This is a genomic window from Pseudomonas sp. P1_C12, assembly GCF_056406435.1.
The window spans coordinates 123,472-139,787 of record NZ_JBFUAE010000015.1; the positions used below are offsets into that span (position 1 = coordinate 123,472).

Below are 16,316 nucleotides of genomic sequence, written 5' to 3' on the forward strand. Positions count from 1 at the left end.
TCCCACAGGGATCATCCAAACCCTGTGGGAGCGGGCTTGCTCCGGGCGGCGTTCCGACGAAGAGGCCAGTACAGACAAAGAAAATTTCCGGCTCAGTCGTTGATTAACTTGCCCACCCGAATCGCCTCGCGCCCCGCCACTTTCGCCTGCCAGGTCCCCGGCTGGGTATAACGCCCACGGTCGATGGCAAACAGCACGCCGCTGGTACCAGCCTGCACGGTGGTGACCTTGTCGTTCAACGGGTCGACCACCTCGAACAGCGCATCGCCCTTTTCCACCCACTCCCCGGCCTCACGCAGGAAGCTGACCACGCCGTGATGCGGGGCGAACAGGTATTGGGTGCCTTCGAATGGCATGCCTTCACAGCAGTCGGCCGGTGCCGCCGGCCAGGTGCCGGAGATGAAACCCTGCTCGGCGAGGAACCCGAGAATGGCCTCGCAATTGGCCTGGGCCTGATCGACGCGGGTGTCTCCCATGCTGCCCAGCTCCAGCGTGGTCGCCAGGTTGGCCGGTGGAATCGCCGCCGTCGGGAACGCCCTGGCCAGGCGCAACCATGGCGAAGAACAGGATTCATCGAACGAACTGCCGCCGGAGTCTTCACACAACAGCGCCACGCCGGCCTTCAGGCGCGCCGCCAGAGATTGCCATTGCGGCCAGTGCTGCGGCAACGCGTAGATGTGGATCGCGGCGTCAAAGTCGCAATGCAGGTCGAGGGTGATGTCGGCGTCGCAGGCATGGCGCAGCAACAGACGGTGCATCGCCTCCAGCTGCGATGTCGCGGCCGGCAAACCGTCAAGGACCTGGCCCATGGCCTGGCGAATCAGCGCGATGTTGGCCTGGGCATCGCTGCCGAGACGATCACCGATCAACGCGGCCACCGGCGCACTGAGTTCGACGAACGAGCGGTTGAAGTTCTTGCCGCTGCCCAGCTCGAAGCGCCCCATGTGGCTGCCTTGCAGGTGCTGATCGAGGCCAATGGGATTGGCCACCGGCACCAGTTCGATCACACCGTTCAATTGTCCCTGTTGTTCAAGTTCGGTCAGGCGTTTCTTCAACTCCCAGGCCGTGCGCATGCCCGGCAATTCGTCGGCGTGCAGGCTGGCCTGGATGTACACCTTGCGCGTCCCCGCGCCATAACGAAACACGCTGAGGGTGCGCTCGGTGCCCAGGTGGCTCCAGGGAAGTTTATGGTCGATGCGTTGCATGGGAAACTCCTACAGAACCTGTAGGAGCAAACTTGCCAGCGAAGGCGTCGGCACAGTCAACAATAGTGTGACGGTCAGATCGCTTTCGCTGGCAAGCCAGCTCCTACAGTTGGGATATGTGTCAGGCAGGATAAATCAGGAACACAAAAAAAATGGCAACCGCGCCAACGGTTGCCACTTTTTCAACCCGCTCGCTTACTCGCCGTAAACGTCAAACTTGAAGTACTTGTCCTGCACTTGCTTGTACTTGCCGTTGGCGCGGATTTCGGTGATGGCGGTGTTGAACTTGTCCGCCAGTTCCTTATCACCCTTGCGCACGGCAATGCCGGCGCCGCCACCGAAGTATTTCGGATCGTTGTACTCAGGGCCGACGAAGGCAAAACCTTTACCGGCATCGGTTTTCAGGAAACCGTCGTCCAGGTTGACCGAGTCGGCCAGCAACGCGTCAATGCGGCCGGAGACCATGTCCAGGTTGGCTTCCTGCTGGGAGCCGTAACGCACCAGGACAATCCCCGCCGGTTGCAATACTTCAGTGGCGAAGCGGTCGTGGGTACTGGCGCGCAGGACACCGACTTTCTTGCCCTTGAGCTCGGTCAGCGGGTCCTTGACGTCACTGCCTTCCTTCATCACGAAGCGCGCAGGGGTGTGGTAGTACTTGATGGTGAAATCGACGTTCTTCTTGCGGTCGTCAGTGATGGTCATGGACGACAGGATGGCGTCGATTTTCTTGACCTTCAGCGCAGGGATCAGGCCGTCGAACTCTTGCTCAACCCAGGTGCACTTGACTTTCATCTGCTCGCACAGCGCGTCGCCGATGTCCACGTCGAAACCGGTGAGTTTGCCATCAGGGGTTTTCATCGAGAATGGCGGGTAGCCGGCTTCGATGCCGATGCGGATCGGCTTGGCGTCATCAGCCACGGCGGTCAGGGACAACATCGACAGTGCCAGGGCACCGAACATCACTAGCTTCTTCATTTATAACTCCTGTGTGCGGAGGCTTTTATTGGCAGCTTCGATTGGCAGCGTTCGGTTATCGCTTTGTGAGCGGGAACCGAAGTGGCCGGCAGTCTAGAGCGGTGACAGGAGGGCAAATTACGCTGAGGCGACAAATATTTACAGAAAAGTGGCGGCAGGATGGAGGTATTGAGGTGCTCGCGCCATGACGGGGCAAAGTCTGTCAGACAAGTCGCGTTTTCAGCACAAACCTGCAGCGTTTGCGGCTGCATCCGACGGAATGAGCCGACTGGCGATGCTGGATGTTTTACGGCACATTGAGTGCCCTTGCGTCCCATCGAGACTAGCGTAATGCCCACGTTGAACCTGATCCAGCACCACCCCGCCGAAGGTCCGGGTGCCATCGCCATCTGGGCCGAATCCCGAGGGCTGGCGCTGAACGTGTTTCGCGCCGACCTGGGCCAATTGCCGTCCGTCAGCGCCGACCCCGTGATCCTGTTGGGCGGGCCTTATGAATCCAATGCCGGTCCGGCCTGGCTGGAAGCCGAACGGCAATGGCTCAGAGGCAGTCTCGATCAGGACGCGGCTGTGTTCGCCATTTGCCTGGGGGCACAGTTGCTGGCGTTGAGCCTGGGCGGGAATGTACGGCGGATGGACCGGACCGAAACCGGATGGACCACCGTGAGCTTTATCGATGGTCAAACGCTGAAGGTGCTGGAGTGGCACGAAGACGCTATCGACCTGCCGCCTGCCGCGCAGCTATTGGCCAGCAGCGAGCACTGTGTGCAGCAGATGTACCGCGCCGGGCCGGCGCGGCTGGGGTTGCAGTTTCATCCGGAGTGGAACGCCGAGTCGGTGGCCATGCTCAATGCGCATTTTGGCGATGAGTCGCCGTTGCCACGGGGTTCGCAGGAGACTGAGGCTTACGCAGCGGTGGCCGCGTGGTTGGAAGCGACACTGGATGAGTGGTGGGCGGCCGGAAATCAATAAAAAAGATCAAAAGATCGCAGGCTGCGCCAGCTCCTACAGGCACCGCAATCCAATGTAGGAGCTGGCGCAACCTGCGATCTTTTTCGGTTACATCAACACTCGCAACCGACCACGCTGCTGGCTTGCCGCTGTACCCCGACACTCAACTCAAACCCTTCATCCAGCCACCCGGTCACGCCACCAATCATCTCCTTGACCGGATACCCCAGGGCCGCCAGTTTCACCGCCGCCTTGTTGGCGCCGTTGCAATGAGGCCCGGCGCAATAGACCACAAACAGGCTGTTTTTCGGATACCCGGCCAAACCTTCGGCGGTCAGCAAGCGACCGGGAAGGTTGATCGCTCCCGGCACATGCCCGCGTTCGAACGCCAGCGGGCCACGAACATCCACCAGAACGAAATCGACTGCACTGCCCTGCTGGCTGGCGTGGACGTCGGAACAATCGGTTTCGAAGGTCAGACGGTTGCTGAAATGCATCAGGGCGATGGCCGATGGGGCGGCGGGAATTTCGCGAACCAGGCTGGTCATGTTGTGTACTCCAAGGTATCGGTGGGTGCAGGAAGACTTTATCCGCCAGCCACTTGCGGCTAAAGTGGCGCATAAGACACCAACCGGGAACTTTCCGCCAAATGCACCCCACCCCAGGAACGGTCGCGATTCTGGCCTACGACGGCCTCTGCACGTTCGAGTTCGGCATTGCCGTGGAGATCTTCGGCCTGCCACGACCTGAATTCGATTTTCCGTGGTACGAGCATCATATCGTCGCGGTCGATCAAGGCCCGATGCGTGCCATGGGCGGCATCCAGGTCCTGGCCGATGGCGGCATGGAAATGCTCGCCGACGCGCGGACCATCATCATTCCCGGCTGGCGCGACCGCAGCGCCGCAGTGCCTGTGGAGTTGATCGCCGCACTGCGCCAGGCCCATGCACGGGGGGCGCGGTTGCTGTCGATCTGCTCCGGTGTTTTCGTCCTCGCCGCCACCGGCTTGCTCGACGGGCGCGGCGCGACCACGCACTGGCGCTATACCTCAGAACTGGCCGAGCGGTTTCCCGGCATCCTGGTGGACCCGGACGTGTTGTATGTCGATTCCGGCCAATTGATCACCTCCGCCGGCAGCGCGGCAGGCATCGATGCCTGCCTGCATCTGGTGGCACGGGATTTCGGCACACAGGTGGCCAACTCCGTGGCCCGACGCCTGGTCACGTCGCCGCAACGCAGCGGTGGCCAGGCGCAATTCATTCCGACGCCGGTCAGTCCCACACCGCGCAGCGATCTTTCCCGCGTCATGCAGTGGGCACGTGAGCGTTTGCACGAGCCGCTGGAGGTGCGCGACCTGGCCAGCGAAGCCGCCATGAGCGAACGCACGTTCCTGCGCCGCTTCACCGAAGCCAGTGGCCAGTCACCAAAAACCTGGTTGCAGCACGAACGTCTGGGCCGCGCCCGCGAACTGCTGGAAAGCAGCGACCAGAACACCGAGCAGATAGCCGAACGTTGTGGTTATCGTTCGGTGGAAAGTTTCCGGGTGGCCTTTCGAACGGTGGTTGGCGTGCCGCCGTCGGTGTATCGGGAGCGGTTTGGGCGTGGGGGCAATGTTATTTCTTGAAGTGTTCTCAAGGGCCTCTTCGCGGGCAAGCCCGTTCCTACAGGGTCCGCGCAATCCTTGTGGGAGCGGGCTTGCTCCGGGCGGAGCTCCGACGAAGGCGTCAGACCGGGCAATTCAGTGCTCAAGGCTTGCGCAATAAATAGGTATCCATGATCCAGCCATTGGCCAGCCTTGCAGCCTTGCGCACTCGTTGGATTTCATCCGCCACATCCTTGAGCTTGCCGCTGATCAGGATTTGATCCGGCGTCCCCAGATAGGCCCCCCAGTAAATCTCGGTGTCCTGATCCACCACCTGACGGTAAGCATCCTGAGCATCGAGCATCACCACCAGGCTGTCGGCATCGCTCACCTGCCCTGCCGCCAGACGCCGGCCCGTGGTGATTTCAACCGAGCGGCCAATCTGGTTGAGCGGCACCTTGTGCTGTGCCGCCAACGCCTGGACGCTGGTAATGCCGGGGATCACCTCGAACTCGAACGCACAGGCGCCTGAGACCTGGATCGCCTGCAAGATGCGAATGGTGCTGTCGTACAGCGCCGGATCGCCCCACACCAGAAAACCACCACACTGGCCGTCGGACATTTCATCGTTGATCAGCCGTTCGAAGGTCTGCCGCCTGGCCAGGTTCAGGTCGTCGACACTGGTTGTGTAGTCCACTTCACCGCGCTCGCGCTCCGGGTTGTGGGCTTCGACAAAACGGTAAGCGTGGTCGGTGATGTAGCGTGAACAGATTTCGCGGCGCAAATCGATGAGTTTGTTCTTGCTCTCGCCCTTGTCCATGAGAAAAAAAACGTCGACCTGATTCAGCGCCTTCACCGCTTGCATTGTGATGTAGTCGGGATTGCCAGCACCGATACCGATGACCAGGAGCTTTTTCATCACAGCAAGTCCTCGGGCCCGGTGCCCGGCAAGCGCAGCCGCCAGCGGCCATGGAATCTCAACTCGACCGCCGACAGGGGTTCGACGTCGATCAGGCCGGACGATACGCCTTGCAACACCTGCGTGAGTGCGGCGCGGATGACGAAGGGATGGGTAATGGCAACGATGTGCCCTGGCGTCGACTGCAACGTGGTCAACCACGCGCCCACGCGCTCGCCCAGTTGCACCAGCGACTCGCCACCGTGGGGTGCCGAAGCCGGGTCGCCCAGCCAATGCTGGAGCGCTTCGGAATCGTTTTTTTGCAGATCGCCGATGCGCTCACCGCCCCAGCGCCCGAAGTCGCAGTCCTTCATCGCGTCAACAATCTCCGATGCGCTGCCGAACAGTTCAGCGGTTTGCCGAGTGCGCAACTCCGGGCCGCAGACGAGGCGTGGAGCGCCCTTGAACTGATTGCCACGGGAAAGCCTGAGCGCTTGCCAATCCATCTCCAAAGGCTCGTCCAGAGGAAAACGCGCCAATTTCTGTGCGACGGTTCGAGCATGACAAATCAGGGTTAAACGGGTCGCCTGCACCAGCAATCACTCTAAAGATGGAAAGGAACGACGGCGTCAGGTGACCGCCATCGCGCAATTGTGCCGCAACAAAGCAGCCCTGGGTGGTGTTTAATTTTCCTGCCTGAAACGGATCCTTCAGTCATTTCCTGCCAGGTTTTCTGTTATGGCTGACCGCAACCAAGGCAATCACCTACAAGACTTTACGACATCGGCGTAGTCCCTTGGTACAGGCACTTCGCCCCTTTTTCGGGCACGGCCAGACCACGCGAAAATTCACTAGACAGGCAGGACGCGATAATTAAATACTCCTTTCAACGGACTGTTAAAACATGTTCCACACTCATCCAGCAGGAGCCCGGATGCCCTTTCTCGAATACCCGATCAACGCGCCTGGCCAGGCATCGCCTGCGGCCGAATCGCCCGTTTCTTGTTTAACCCGGTCCATTCCAAAAAACATCTGACAAGAAAAAGAGTGGCGCCTGACAACGTTCAGACGACCACCGATTGAATGTGTGGAAAAACCGACAGTGAAAGTCAGGTTCGGCTCAAACCGCCGAATCGTTTAATACAGGAGTGTCTCCATGCTGGTCTTGCGTCCAGTCGAGTCAGCCGACCTGCCCCAGTTGCAGAGGCTGGCTCGTGAAAGCCTCGTGGGCGTTACATCCCTGCCTGACGATAGCGAACGGTTGCGCGGAAAAATCCTCGATTCGTGTGCGTCGTTCGAAAAGGACGTTGATGTTCATGGCCCGGAAAACTATTTCTTTGTACTCGAAGACCTGACGACGCAGCACCTGGTCGGCTGCTCGGAAATCCTCGCCACGGCGGGGTTCAACGAGCCGTTCTACAGCCTGCGCAACCGGCACTTCACCAGTGCCTCGAGGGAACTGAACATCGAGCACGGCGTACCGGCCTTGTCGTTGTGTCACGATCTCAGTGGCCACACCTTGCTGCGGGGCTTCCATATCGATGCCGCGCGTGTGCGCAGCGCGCATTCCGAACTACTGTCGCGGGCGCGCCTGTTGTTCATCGCCACCCACGCCCGGCGTTTTTCCGAAACGGTGATCACCGAAATCGTCGGCTACAGCAGTGATGAAGGCCACTCGCCATTTTGGGATGCCGTGGGCAAGCATTTCTTCGACTTGCCCTACGTCGAGGCCGAACGGCTTTGCGGCCTGCGGAGCCGCACCTTTCTCGCCGAACTGATGCCGCAGTATCCGATTTACGTGCCCATGCTGCCCCAGGCAGCACAGGACTGTATCGGCAGCATCCACCCCGACGGCCAGGAAGCCTTCGATATCCTCGAGCGTGAAGGCTTCGAAACCAACAGCTACATCGATTTGTTCGATGGAGGCCCGACCCTGTATGCGCGCACGTCGGGCATTCGTTCCATCGCCCACAGCCAGTGCGCTATCACGCGGCCTGGATCGGTGATCGATGCCCGCGGCAGCTTTCTGGTGAGCAACGAGTCCTTGAAGGATTACCGGGCCATCGTCGCCGATCTTGATTACATCACCGGGCAACCCGTCACGCTGGACGCAGCCATGTGCAAGGCGCTGAAGGTGACCGAGGGCAGCCCGATCAGGCTGATCGCCCTGTGAATAGCCGCCCGCGACGTCACCGCCCGAGCACACACGAACAAGGAACAGCCGCATGATTGTCCGTCCGGTCCAGATCACCGATCTGCCCGCCCTGTTCACGCTGGTGCGTCAGGCCGTTCCGGGACTTACCAGCCTGCCGGCCGACGAAGAACGCCTGGCCCACCGGATCCGCTGGGCCCAACGCACTTTCGCCGGGCAGGTCGATCGGGCCGATGCCGATTATCTGTTCGTGCTCGAGGACGACGAGCAGCAAGTGGTGGGCGTCAGCGCCCTGACGGGTGGCGTCGGCCTGCGCGAACCCTGGTACAACTACCGGGTCGGACTGACGGTCAGTGCGGCACCGGACCTGGGTATCGAGCGCCAGATCCCGACCCTGTTCCTGAGCAATGAATTGACCGGGCAATCGGAAGTCTGCTCGCTGTACCTGCGCCCCGATCAGCGCCAGGGAAGCAACGGCCGTTTGCTTTCGCTCGGGCGTTTGTTGTTTGTGGCCGAGTTTACGCAGCTGTTCGGCAACCGGCTCATCGCCGAGTTACGCGGCAGTGCCGACGAACAAGGTGGCTCGCCGTTCTGGGACAGCCTCGGCCGGCACTTTTTCAAGATGGACTTCAGCCACACCGATCACTTGTCCGGGCTGGGCAACAAATCGTTCATCGCCGAATTGATGCCGCGCCAGCCGCTGTACACCTGCCTGCTGACCGAACAGGCCCAGGCGGTGATCGGCAAGGCCCACCCGAATACCGAGCCGGCCCTGAAAATCCTCAGCGCCGAAGGGTTTGCCCACAAGGGCTACATCGATATCTTCGACGGCGGACCGGTCCTTGAAGCCCCGGTTTCCGGGATCCGCACCGTGCGCGACAGCCAACCGCTGTCACTGGCCATCGGCTCGCCGGACGATAAAGCACCCCTCTGGCTGATCCACAACCGCCGCCTGGAAAGCTGCCGCATTACCTGCGCCCCGGCACGACAGGAGGGCAACAGCCTGGTGGTTGACCGCCTGACCGCCAAGCGCTTGCAACTGCAACCCGGCGACTCGGTGCGCGCCGTGCCGCTGCTTGACCAACGGCAACAAGCCGAGGCGGCGTGACTTATCAGCTCCATCGTTGCGACGTCAATCTGCCTGACCCGGCAAATTCGTCATCATTCTCCTCCTGTGCGCGTGATAGCCTTTTATTTCTTCGGCGTTGACACTTTTGCTCAAGCCCCTCCATTCCATTGGTGGAACTCATATGTCCAGGCTTTCCCATCAAGATTTGCGCCGCAATTTTCGCCAATTGTTCGCCTCCGACACCTGCTACCACACAGCCTCGGTTTTCGACCCGATGTCGGCCCGCATCGCCGCCGACCTGGGCTTCGAAGTCGGGATCCTTGGTGGTTCGGTCGCCTCGTTGCAAGTGCTGGGCGCCCCTGACTTTGCCCTGATCACCCTCAGCGAATTCGCTGAACAGGCCACCCGCATCGGCCGTGTCGCCCAGTTGCCGGTGATTGCTGACGCCGACCACGGCTACGGCAACGCGCTCAACGTCATGCGCACCATCGTCGAACTCGAACGGGCCGGCGTCGCCGCGCTGACCATCGAAGACACCCTGCTGCCTGCGCAGTTTGGCCGCAAATCCACCGACCTGATCACGGTCGCCGAAGGTGTCGGCAAGATCCGCGCGGCACTGGAAGCCCGCTGCGATAAGGAAATGGCGATCATCGCCCGCACCCATGCGGGGATTCTGCCGGTGCAGGAAATCATCAGCCGCACCCGGCAATACCAGCGCGCCGGGGCCGACGGTATCTGCATGGTGGGCGTAAAGGACTTCGACCATCTGGAGCAGATCGCCGAGCACCTGAGCGTGCCGCTGATGCTGGTGACCTACGGCAACCCGCTGCTACGCGATGACAAGCGCCTGGCCGAACTGGGTGTGCGCGTGACCATCGACGGCCATGGCGCTTACTTCGCCGCGATCAAGGCGACCTACGACAGCCTGCGCGAGCAACGCCAGATACTCACCCAGACGTCGGACCTGAACGCGACCGAACTAACGCACACCTACACCCAACCGGAGGAGTACATCCGCTACGCGGAAGAATTCATGAGCGTGAAGGAGTGACGCTTTAAACCGACACGCCGCCTTCGCGAGCAGGCTCGCTCCCACAAGTGATCGCGGGTGTACGCAAATGACGTGCTCACCGCAAATCCACTGTGGGAGCGAGCCTGCTCGCGATGAGGCCATCACAGCCAACATCCAGGCCGCCTGACACGCCGCCATTGTCGGATCGCCGCCCGGAGCAAGCTCGCTCACACAGGTCTTGCTGTGGACAGTCACACCGAGTCGAGCAGTTCGCGATGGGGTTTGCCATTGCCGCAACAGATCACTCGATTACGCCCGCTGGTCTTGGCTTCGTATAGCGCATGGTCGGCGTCATTGAGCCAGAGCATCGCGTCGGCGTGGGCCGGGTTGAATGACGCCAGCCCAATGCTCAGGCTGACTTTCAGCGCCGGGTTCTGCTCGTCCCCCAAGGTGGCGAATCGATCGCGCAGGGCCTCCATGACGGCGGCGGCGCGGTTCAGGGGCAGGTCCGGAAGGATCACGCAGAACTCGTCACCGCCGTAGCGCCCTGCGACATCGGTCGCTCGCAGGCTGTGCCTGAGCATTTTGCTCAACTGACGCAGGACGATGTCACCGGCAACATGGCCGTAGGTATCGTTGATGGCTTTGAAATGGTCGATATCGATCAGCGCAATCGCCCCGCCTTTTTGCTGACGTTTGCAACGCTGGAACTCGACCTCCAGCTGGTCCTTCCAGGTGCCATGGTTCAGCAAGCCCGTCAGGCTGTCGGTGCGGCTCAGTGCCAGCAGTTCACGTTTCTGACGGCCGAGGGTATGGGCCTGGCGGAAGCAGATCCAGCCCAGCGCCAACGGATACAGGCACAGCAATGGCAAACAGGCATAGAGCTGCACCGGGCTGGTGGCAGGAATGAACGCCGGGGCGAACATCTGCAAGCCAACACCGACGCCCAGCACTTGCGCGGCCGTCCCGGCCAGCAGGAAGCGCAGGCCGCCGATGGCCACGTTGTTCATGGCCATCATGGAAATGGTGGTCGCGCTGGGCAGTGGATTGAAATGCATCGCGGCAATCCAGAAACCGCCGAGAAAGGCATCGATCAGCAGATTGCGGTGTTCGGCGTGATAAGGCGTCCTGGCCCGGCGCGTCCATTGGTAAGCCAGGTGCGGCCAGACCAGGCCGTTGAACCACATGAATCCCCAGACCCAGGGCGCCGGATCGAGTGGATACATCGCCACACTCACGCACACCAATCCCAGGGCCAACCCGAGGATTCGCGATGTATAGAGCCTCCTGGCCAATGAAACCCCCTTTCCTCCCGATTTTGCCATAGGGCCTCTGTGCCACTCGACGGAATGCGAAAACAGCCTGTGCCTGTGTACTGGAGTCTATCAGGGTGAGATCAAATAGCCATCACCGACTGACAGGCTGAATATCGCGACATCACGCTCGTGTAAAAGCAAAAGCCTCGTCTCCAGAAACGGCTATACATGAAAGAAGGGTTGATCAATGACCATAAGAGGAGGCCCATGCAGACCTTTCAAGTATTGATCATCGGCAGCGGGTTTGGCGGCCAATGTGCTGCAATCAATCTGCTCAAGGCCGGCATCGACGATTTCCGCCTGCTGGAACGACGGGATTTCTTCGGCGGCACCTGGTGCCAGAACACCTATCCCGGCGCGGCAGTCGATGTGCCCTCGCCGCTTTACTCATTGTCTTTCGCCCCTTATCGCTGGACGCAAATGTTCGCCGGACAGGCCGAACTGCGCCGCTACACCCGCCATGTGGTGGAACACTTCGGCCTGCGGGACAAGGTAGAACTGAGCGCGAATGTCGAGCGCGTCGAATGGGACGACGCCAACAAACGCTGGACGCTGTACACCGCCGACAAAGGCACGTTTTGCGCGCAGTTCCTGATCAACGCGACCGGGCCGCTGAGTCAACCAGTGGTGCCGCACTTCGACGGACAGGAACGCTTTCAGGGCAAGACTTTTCACACCAACAACTGGGATCACGGCTACGACTACCGGCAAAAATCCGTGGCCATCGTCGGCAGCGGCGCCAGTGCGGCCCAGGTCATTCCGGCCATTGCCCCGGACGTCGGGCACTTGCATGTGTTCCAGCGCACGCCCCACTGGGTATTGCCCCGGGCTGATCGCAGGTTTGGCCGCTTCGAGCGCTGGCTGCTGGGGCTCAAACCCGCCTACAAGTTGCTGCGCTGGGGTATCTACTGGCAATTCGAAACCCGGGTGTTTGGCTTCAAGTATTCGAAGCCGGCGGTGCACATGGTCCAGCGCCAGGCCCTGCGTTTTCTCAAACACCAGGTGCCGGACACCGAACTGCGGCGCCAGCTGACGCCGGACTACACCATCGGCTGTAAACGGGTAATTCTGTCCAGCACGCTGTACCCGGCCCTGGCCCGTAGCAACGTGACGCTGCACAGCCGCGAACAAGGTATCGCGTCCATCGACGAAACCGGCATCGTTACCCTCGAGGGTCAACACATCGACGTGGACCTGATCGTCTGGTCCACCGGCTACGATGCCACCGACGGGGTGATTTGCTACCCGGTAACGGGCAAAAACGGCACATGTCTCAAGGAGGTCTGGGCGCAATACCCGCGGGCCTACCTTGGCACCGCCCTGCCCGACTTCCCCAACCTGTTCATCGTCACCGGGCCGAACACCGGTATTGGCCACACCTCGGCGCTGTTCATCATCGAATCCCAGATGAATTACATCCTCGATTGCATTCGCACCTTGAAGGATCAAGGTTTACGCAGCATCGAAGTTCGCCATGAGGCGGAACGTACCTACACTGAAATGATCCACCGGGAAATGGAACGCACCGTGTGGAAGTCCGGTGGTTGCCACAGTTGGTATCAAAGCAGGAGCGGTCATGTGATTGCCATGTTTCCGGGGTTCAGCTTCAGCTTTCATCGCTTGACCCGAGCGCTGAAACCCGCCGATCACATTTTGTCCTGAGCAGATACAAGGGAGACGCGTGATGCTTTTGTTGTTCGTCGTTCTCGCAGTGTTCGTCGCCTGGAGCTGGCTGACCTACCCGGCCATCGGCTACTGGCTCTATGACTTGAACATGGCGGCCGAGGCCAAGTTGTACCGGCTGCACAAAATCGTCGTGCCCATCCCCGAGATGACCGTCTCGACCTGGCAAGGCGGACCGTACGAGGCCACCAGCAATGTGCTGATGCTCCATGGCTTCAGCGCCGACAAGAACCTCTGGCTGCGTTTCGCCCGGCACTTTGTCGGCAGCCACCGGGTGATCATTCCGGACATCGCCGGCCATGGCGAAACCGGCTTCAAGGCCGGCGGCGGCTATGACATCCCGCTACAGGCCAAGCGCATGATCCAGCTGCTGGACGTGTGCGGGGTGGAGAAAGTCCATGTCATCGGCAATTCCATGGGCGGCTACATGGCCGCATGGCTCGCGGCCACGTACCCCGAGCGCATTGTGTCCGTGGCGCTGATCGACCCGGCGGGTGTCACCGCGCCCGAGCCCAGTGACCTCGAGCGGCATTTGGCCAAGGGCCACAACCCGTTTCTGATTCACTCGCGCGAAGAATTCCAGCGCTTCTACGCCATGACCATGGCTTCGCCACCCTGGGTACCGAAGCTGGTTCTCGATGCCGTCGCCCAGCGCTATGAACAGTCCCGCGAGGAGCTGGAAGAAATCTTCCGCGAAATGCGCGCCAGTCCGCCGATGGAACCGCATCTGCCCGACATCACCGCCCCGGCCCTGTTGTTGTGGGGGCGCAAGGACCGGCTGATCGATGTCAGCAGCGTGGCGGTCTGGAGCAAGGGCATCGCCGACCTGCGCGTGCATATCTGGGACGCCGTCGGGCACATGCCCATGGTGGAAGCCCCCACCGGTTCGGCGCGGCTGTATCGGGAGTTTTTGGCATCGCTGCGCTCGGAGAGCCCACAGGATCAACGACTGCACTAGGGAGCGTTCTCAATTAGTGTCCCCTAGGCATGCAGTCCTTTGCAGAATGAAGTTCGTCAGAAACTTCGTTTGTCGGCGTCGCGCAAGGCTGCGATCTTTCGTCCATCCTTTACGTCACCGCGCCAGGAATCCTGTTCATGAACCACCCGAACTTCGTCAGCCCTGACCTGATCCGCCAACGCTTCTCCAAAGCGATGTCCGACATGTATCGCGAGGAAGTGCCGTTGTACGGCGCGTTGATGGAATTGGTGGAACAGACCAACCGCCGCGTGCTGGACAGCGACTCGCAAGTCGCACAACAGCTCACGAGCACCGGCGAAATCGAGCGCCTGGACCTGGAGCGTCATGGGGCGATCCGCGTCGGTACGGCCGCTGAACTGGCGACCCTCGCCCGCCTGTTCGCGGTGATGGGCATGCATCCGGTGGGTTACTACGACCTGACACCCGCCGGCGTGCCGGTGCACTCCACGGCTTTTCGCGCGGTGCATGAAGCGGCGTTGCAGGTCAGCCCGTTTCGGGTATTCACCTCGCTGTTGCGCCTGGAATTGATCGAAGACCTGGAGCTGCGAGCGTTCGCCCAGTCGATGCTCGACCAGCGCGCGATCTTCACCCCCACGGCCCTCTCCCTCATCGAACGTGCCGAATCCCGGGGTGGCCTGACCGAGCAGGAAGCCCTGGCGTTCGTCGAACAGGCTCTGGAAACGTTTCGCTGGCACCACAGCGCCACCGTCACTGCCGAGCAGTATCAACAACTCAGCGCCCAGCATCGTCTGATCGCCGATGTGGTGGCGTTCAAGGGCCCGCACATCAACCACCTGACACCACGGACCCTGGACATCGACATCGTCCAGGCGCAAATGCCGGCCCATGGCATCACCCCAAAGGCGGTGATCGAAGGCCCGCCCCGCCGCCAATGCCCGATCCTGTTGCGCCAGACCAGTTTCAAGGCCCTGGACGAGCCGATTGCCTTCACCGATCAAAACCAGGCTCGCGGCAGTCACAGCGCCCGTTTCGGCGAAATCGAACAGCGCGGTGCCGCCCTCACGCCCAAAGGCCGGGCACTGTACGACCGCTTGCTCAATGCCGCGCGGGACGAACTCAAGGACTTCCCCAACGAAGCCAACGCCGAGCGTTACAACGCGCTCATGGCGCAGCACTTCAACGAACTCCCTGACACCTGGGAAGACATGCGCCAACAGGGCCTGGCTTACTTCCGCTACTTCGTCACGGAACAAGGCCTGGCGGCGGGTGACCTGACAAACGCCGCCCTGGAAGACCTGCTCGGCAGCGGTTGCCTGCGGGTTGAACCGCTGGTGTACGAAGACTTCCTGCCGGTCAGCGCGGCGGGGATTTTCCAGTCGAACCTTGGGGATGCGGCGCAGACCCGTTACGGCGTGCACTCCAACCAGCAAGCCTTCGAACAGGCTCTGGGGCGGCCGACGATCGATGAACTGGAGCTGTATGCCGACAGCCAGCGGCGTTCGATCGAGCAGTGTTTCGCGGCGTTGGCCGATGTTGTTCAAGTCAATAAAAAACATGACTGAACGATGTCTCACCGCTCAATAAAAAACGGGCGACCTGTTGGTCGCCCGTTTTTTATATATCCGAAACTTTCAATACAGCAAAAAAGTGTTCGCCCAGTGCACTGGCCTCGGCAATCCATGCACTGGTAAAGAGCCCTGCACTGGGCGAACGGAAAGTATTTTAGTAGAAGTGGCTAAATATGTCCGTGCGGTAAAGATGAAATTTATCGACACCATATGTAATAAAATGTCGACTTAAATCCTATCCCGCACCGAGCCACAAACTCACCAGTTCGACCATACGAGTTGATTATTCCTATACAAAAGCTGCACAAAAACAATCAACCCGTTCAGAGCCAATATCAGTGCCTGCTGGTCACCGTCAATACATCGGTATAAACCACGTTAACGCTTTGCCCGACTTTCAAGTCCTTGAGTTTGGCCTGGACCTCGGGTCGTTTGACGTCAACCGTCTTGGACTGGCCTTCCGGGTTTTCGAAGGTCACCTTGTGCTTTTTCACGTCAATGTGGGTGATTTTCAGCTGCACTTTCACCTGGCGGTAAGCTTCGCCGCCGGGGTTGGCGCTACCTGGCGCTGCGCGCATTTCACCGGTGGCTTCGGCGGTGCCCGGCAGGCCTTTGTCGACATCGGTGTCGAGGTAGGCCGCAACGGCGCTGGTAACCCGGATATCGACCGTATCGCCGACCTTGAGGTTTTTGAGGTTTTTCGCCTTGTCGGTCAGTTGCACAGGGAACTCATTACCCTGCGGACCTTTAAGGACCACGGAATGATTCGCGGTATCAACCGAAACGACTGTGGTGGTGACCTGATCAGCCACCACGACTTCGGACAACGGGATATCGGCGGCCACCGCGCCAAAACTGGCGGCAGACAGTAAGGTAGCGAGGGTGATGGCTTTGGTCAGTGCATGGCGTTTCATAGGCAGAACATTCCCTGTGATTGATGGCAACAAACGGCGTTGAAGCCAGGCTCA

Annotated in this window: 15 protein-coding genes; 8 read left to right on the forward strand and 7 right to left on the reverse strand. The window is 60.4% G+C overall.

The features are described 5' to 3' along the window. Positions 1-92: 92 nt before the first annotated feature. Both AC1D19_RS23295 and AC1D19_RS23300 read right to left on the reverse strand, forming a co-directional pair. Positions 93-1,205 carry a succinylglutamate desuccinylase/aspartoacylase family protein gene (locus AC1D19_RS23295; protein WP_477764669.1) on the reverse strand — a complete coding sequence of 371 codons (1,113 nt, stop codon included), beginning with the start codon at positions 1,203-1,205 and terminating at the stop codon, positions 93-95. 195 nt (positions 1,206-1,400) lie between these two features. Next, positions 1,401-2,180, reverse strand: a complete 780-nt coding sequence (locus AC1D19_RS23300) for an ABC transporter substrate-binding protein (RefSeq protein WP_477760334.1) — start codon at positions 2,178-2,180, stop codon at positions 1,401-1,403. 330 nt (positions 2,181-2,510) lie between these two features. Here AC1D19_RS23300 and AC1D19_RS23305 point away from each other — a divergent pair, with 330 nt between their 5' ends. Beyond that, the gene (locus AC1D19_RS23305; RefSeq protein ID WP_477764670.1) at positions 2,511-3,149 is read left to right on the forward strand and encodes a type 1 glutamine amidotransferase; all 639 of its coding nucleotides are present in this window, start codon (positions 2,511-2,513) and stop codon (positions 3,147-3,149) included. A gap of 92 nt (positions 3,150-3,241) precedes the next feature. Here AC1D19_RS23305 and AC1D19_RS23310 read toward each other — a convergent pair whose 3' ends face one another. Next, complete coding sequence (locus AC1D19_RS23310) at positions 3,242-3,676, reverse strand: rhodanese-like domain-containing protein (protein ID WP_477764671.1); 435 nt, start codon at positions 3,674-3,676, stop codon at positions 3,242-3,244. 101 nt (positions 3,677-3,777) lie between these two features. Between AC1D19_RS23310 and ftrA the strand changes: the two genes are divergently transcribed. Further along, positions 3,778-4,752 (forward strand): transcriptional regulator FtrA, encoded by a 975-nt coding sequence (ftrA, locus tag AC1D19_RS23315; protein ID WP_477764672.1) that lies wholly within the window; start codon positions 3,778-3,780, stop codon positions 4,750-4,752. Between the two features lie 121 nt (positions 4,753-4,873). Here ftrA and cobF read toward each other — a convergent pair whose 3' ends face one another. Beyond that, positions 4,874-5,629 carry a precorrin-6A synthase (deacetylating) gene (gene cobF, locus AC1D19_RS23320; RefSeq protein ID WP_477764673.1) on the reverse strand — a complete coding sequence of 252 codons (756 nt, stop codon included), beginning with the start codon at positions 5,627-5,629 and terminating at the stop codon, positions 4,874-4,876. Further along, entirely contained in the window at positions 5,629-6,201 is a 573-nt protein-coding gene (locus tag AC1D19_RS23325; RefSeq protein WP_477764674.1) for a histidine phosphatase family protein, read from the reverse strand. Before AC1D19_RS23325 ends, cobF begins: the two co-directional genes overlap by 1 nt. A gap of 563 nt (positions 6,202-6,764) precedes the next feature. Between AC1D19_RS23325 and AC1D19_RS23330 the strand changes: the two genes are divergently transcribed. The 3 genes from AC1D19_RS23330 (at position 6,765) to AC1D19_RS23340 (ending at position 9,880) form a co-directional block, all read left to right on the forward strand. Beyond that, on the forward strand, positions 6,765-7,781 hold the full coding sequence (locus AC1D19_RS23330) for an arginine N-succinyltransferase (protein ID WP_477764675.1): 1,017 nt from the start codon (positions 6,765-6,767) through the stop codon (positions 7,779-7,781). Positions 7,782-7,833: 52 nt separating this feature from the next. Further along, complete coding sequence (astA, locus tag AC1D19_RS23335; protein ID WP_477764676.1) at positions 7,834-8,868, forward strand: arginine N-succinyltransferase; 1,035 nt, start codon at positions 7,834-7,836, stop codon at positions 8,866-8,868. Between the two features lie 142 nt (positions 8,869-9,010). Beyond that, positions 9,011-9,880 (forward strand): isocitrate lyase/PEP mutase family protein, encoded by an 870-nt coding sequence (locus tag AC1D19_RS23340; RefSeq protein WP_477756347.1) that lies wholly within the window; start codon positions 9,011-9,013, stop codon positions 9,878-9,880. 212 nt (positions 9,881-10,092) lie between these two features. Here the strand turns inward: AC1D19_RS23340 and AC1D19_RS23345 are convergent, their stop codons facing one another. Continuing rightward, positions 10,093-11,166 carry a diguanylate cyclase gene (locus AC1D19_RS23345; protein ID WP_477764677.1) on the reverse strand — a complete coding sequence of 358 codons (1,074 nt, stop codon included), beginning with the start codon at positions 11,164-11,166 and terminating at the stop codon, positions 10,093-10,095. Positions 11,167-11,364: 198 nt separating this feature from the next. On the opposite strand from AC1D19_RS23345, the gene AC1D19_RS23350 reads away from it, so the two are divergent. The 3 genes from AC1D19_RS23350 to hglS all read left to right on the forward strand — a co-directional run bounded on the left by AC1D19_RS23350 (position 11,365) and on the right by hglS (position 15,342). Further along, positions 11,365-12,819: a flavin-containing monooxygenase gene (locus tag AC1D19_RS23350; protein WP_477760338.1), complete on the forward strand. Its 1,455-nt coding sequence runs from the start codon at positions 11,365-11,367 to the stop codon at positions 12,817-12,819. A gap of 22 nt (positions 12,820-12,841) precedes the next feature. Beyond that, positions 12,842-13,798, forward strand: a complete 957-nt coding sequence (locus AC1D19_RS23355) for an alpha/beta fold hydrolase (protein WP_477756766.1) — start codon at positions 12,842-12,844, stop codon at positions 13,796-13,798. 137 nt (positions 13,799-13,935) lie between these two features. After that, positions 13,936-15,342 (forward strand): 2-oxoadipate dioxygenase/decarboxylase HglS, encoded by a 1,407-nt coding sequence (hglS, locus tag AC1D19_RS23360; protein WP_477764678.1) that lies wholly within the window; start codon positions 13,936-13,938, stop codon positions 15,340-15,342. A gap of 341 nt (positions 15,343-15,683) precedes the next feature. Here the strand turns inward: hglS and AC1D19_RS23365 are convergent, their stop codons facing one another. Further along, positions 15,684-16,262 (reverse strand): hypothetical protein, encoded by a 579-nt coding sequence (locus AC1D19_RS23365; RefSeq protein WP_477755074.1) that lies wholly within the window; start codon positions 16,260-16,262, stop codon positions 15,684-15,686. Positions 16,263-16,316 lie beyond the last annotated feature (54 nt).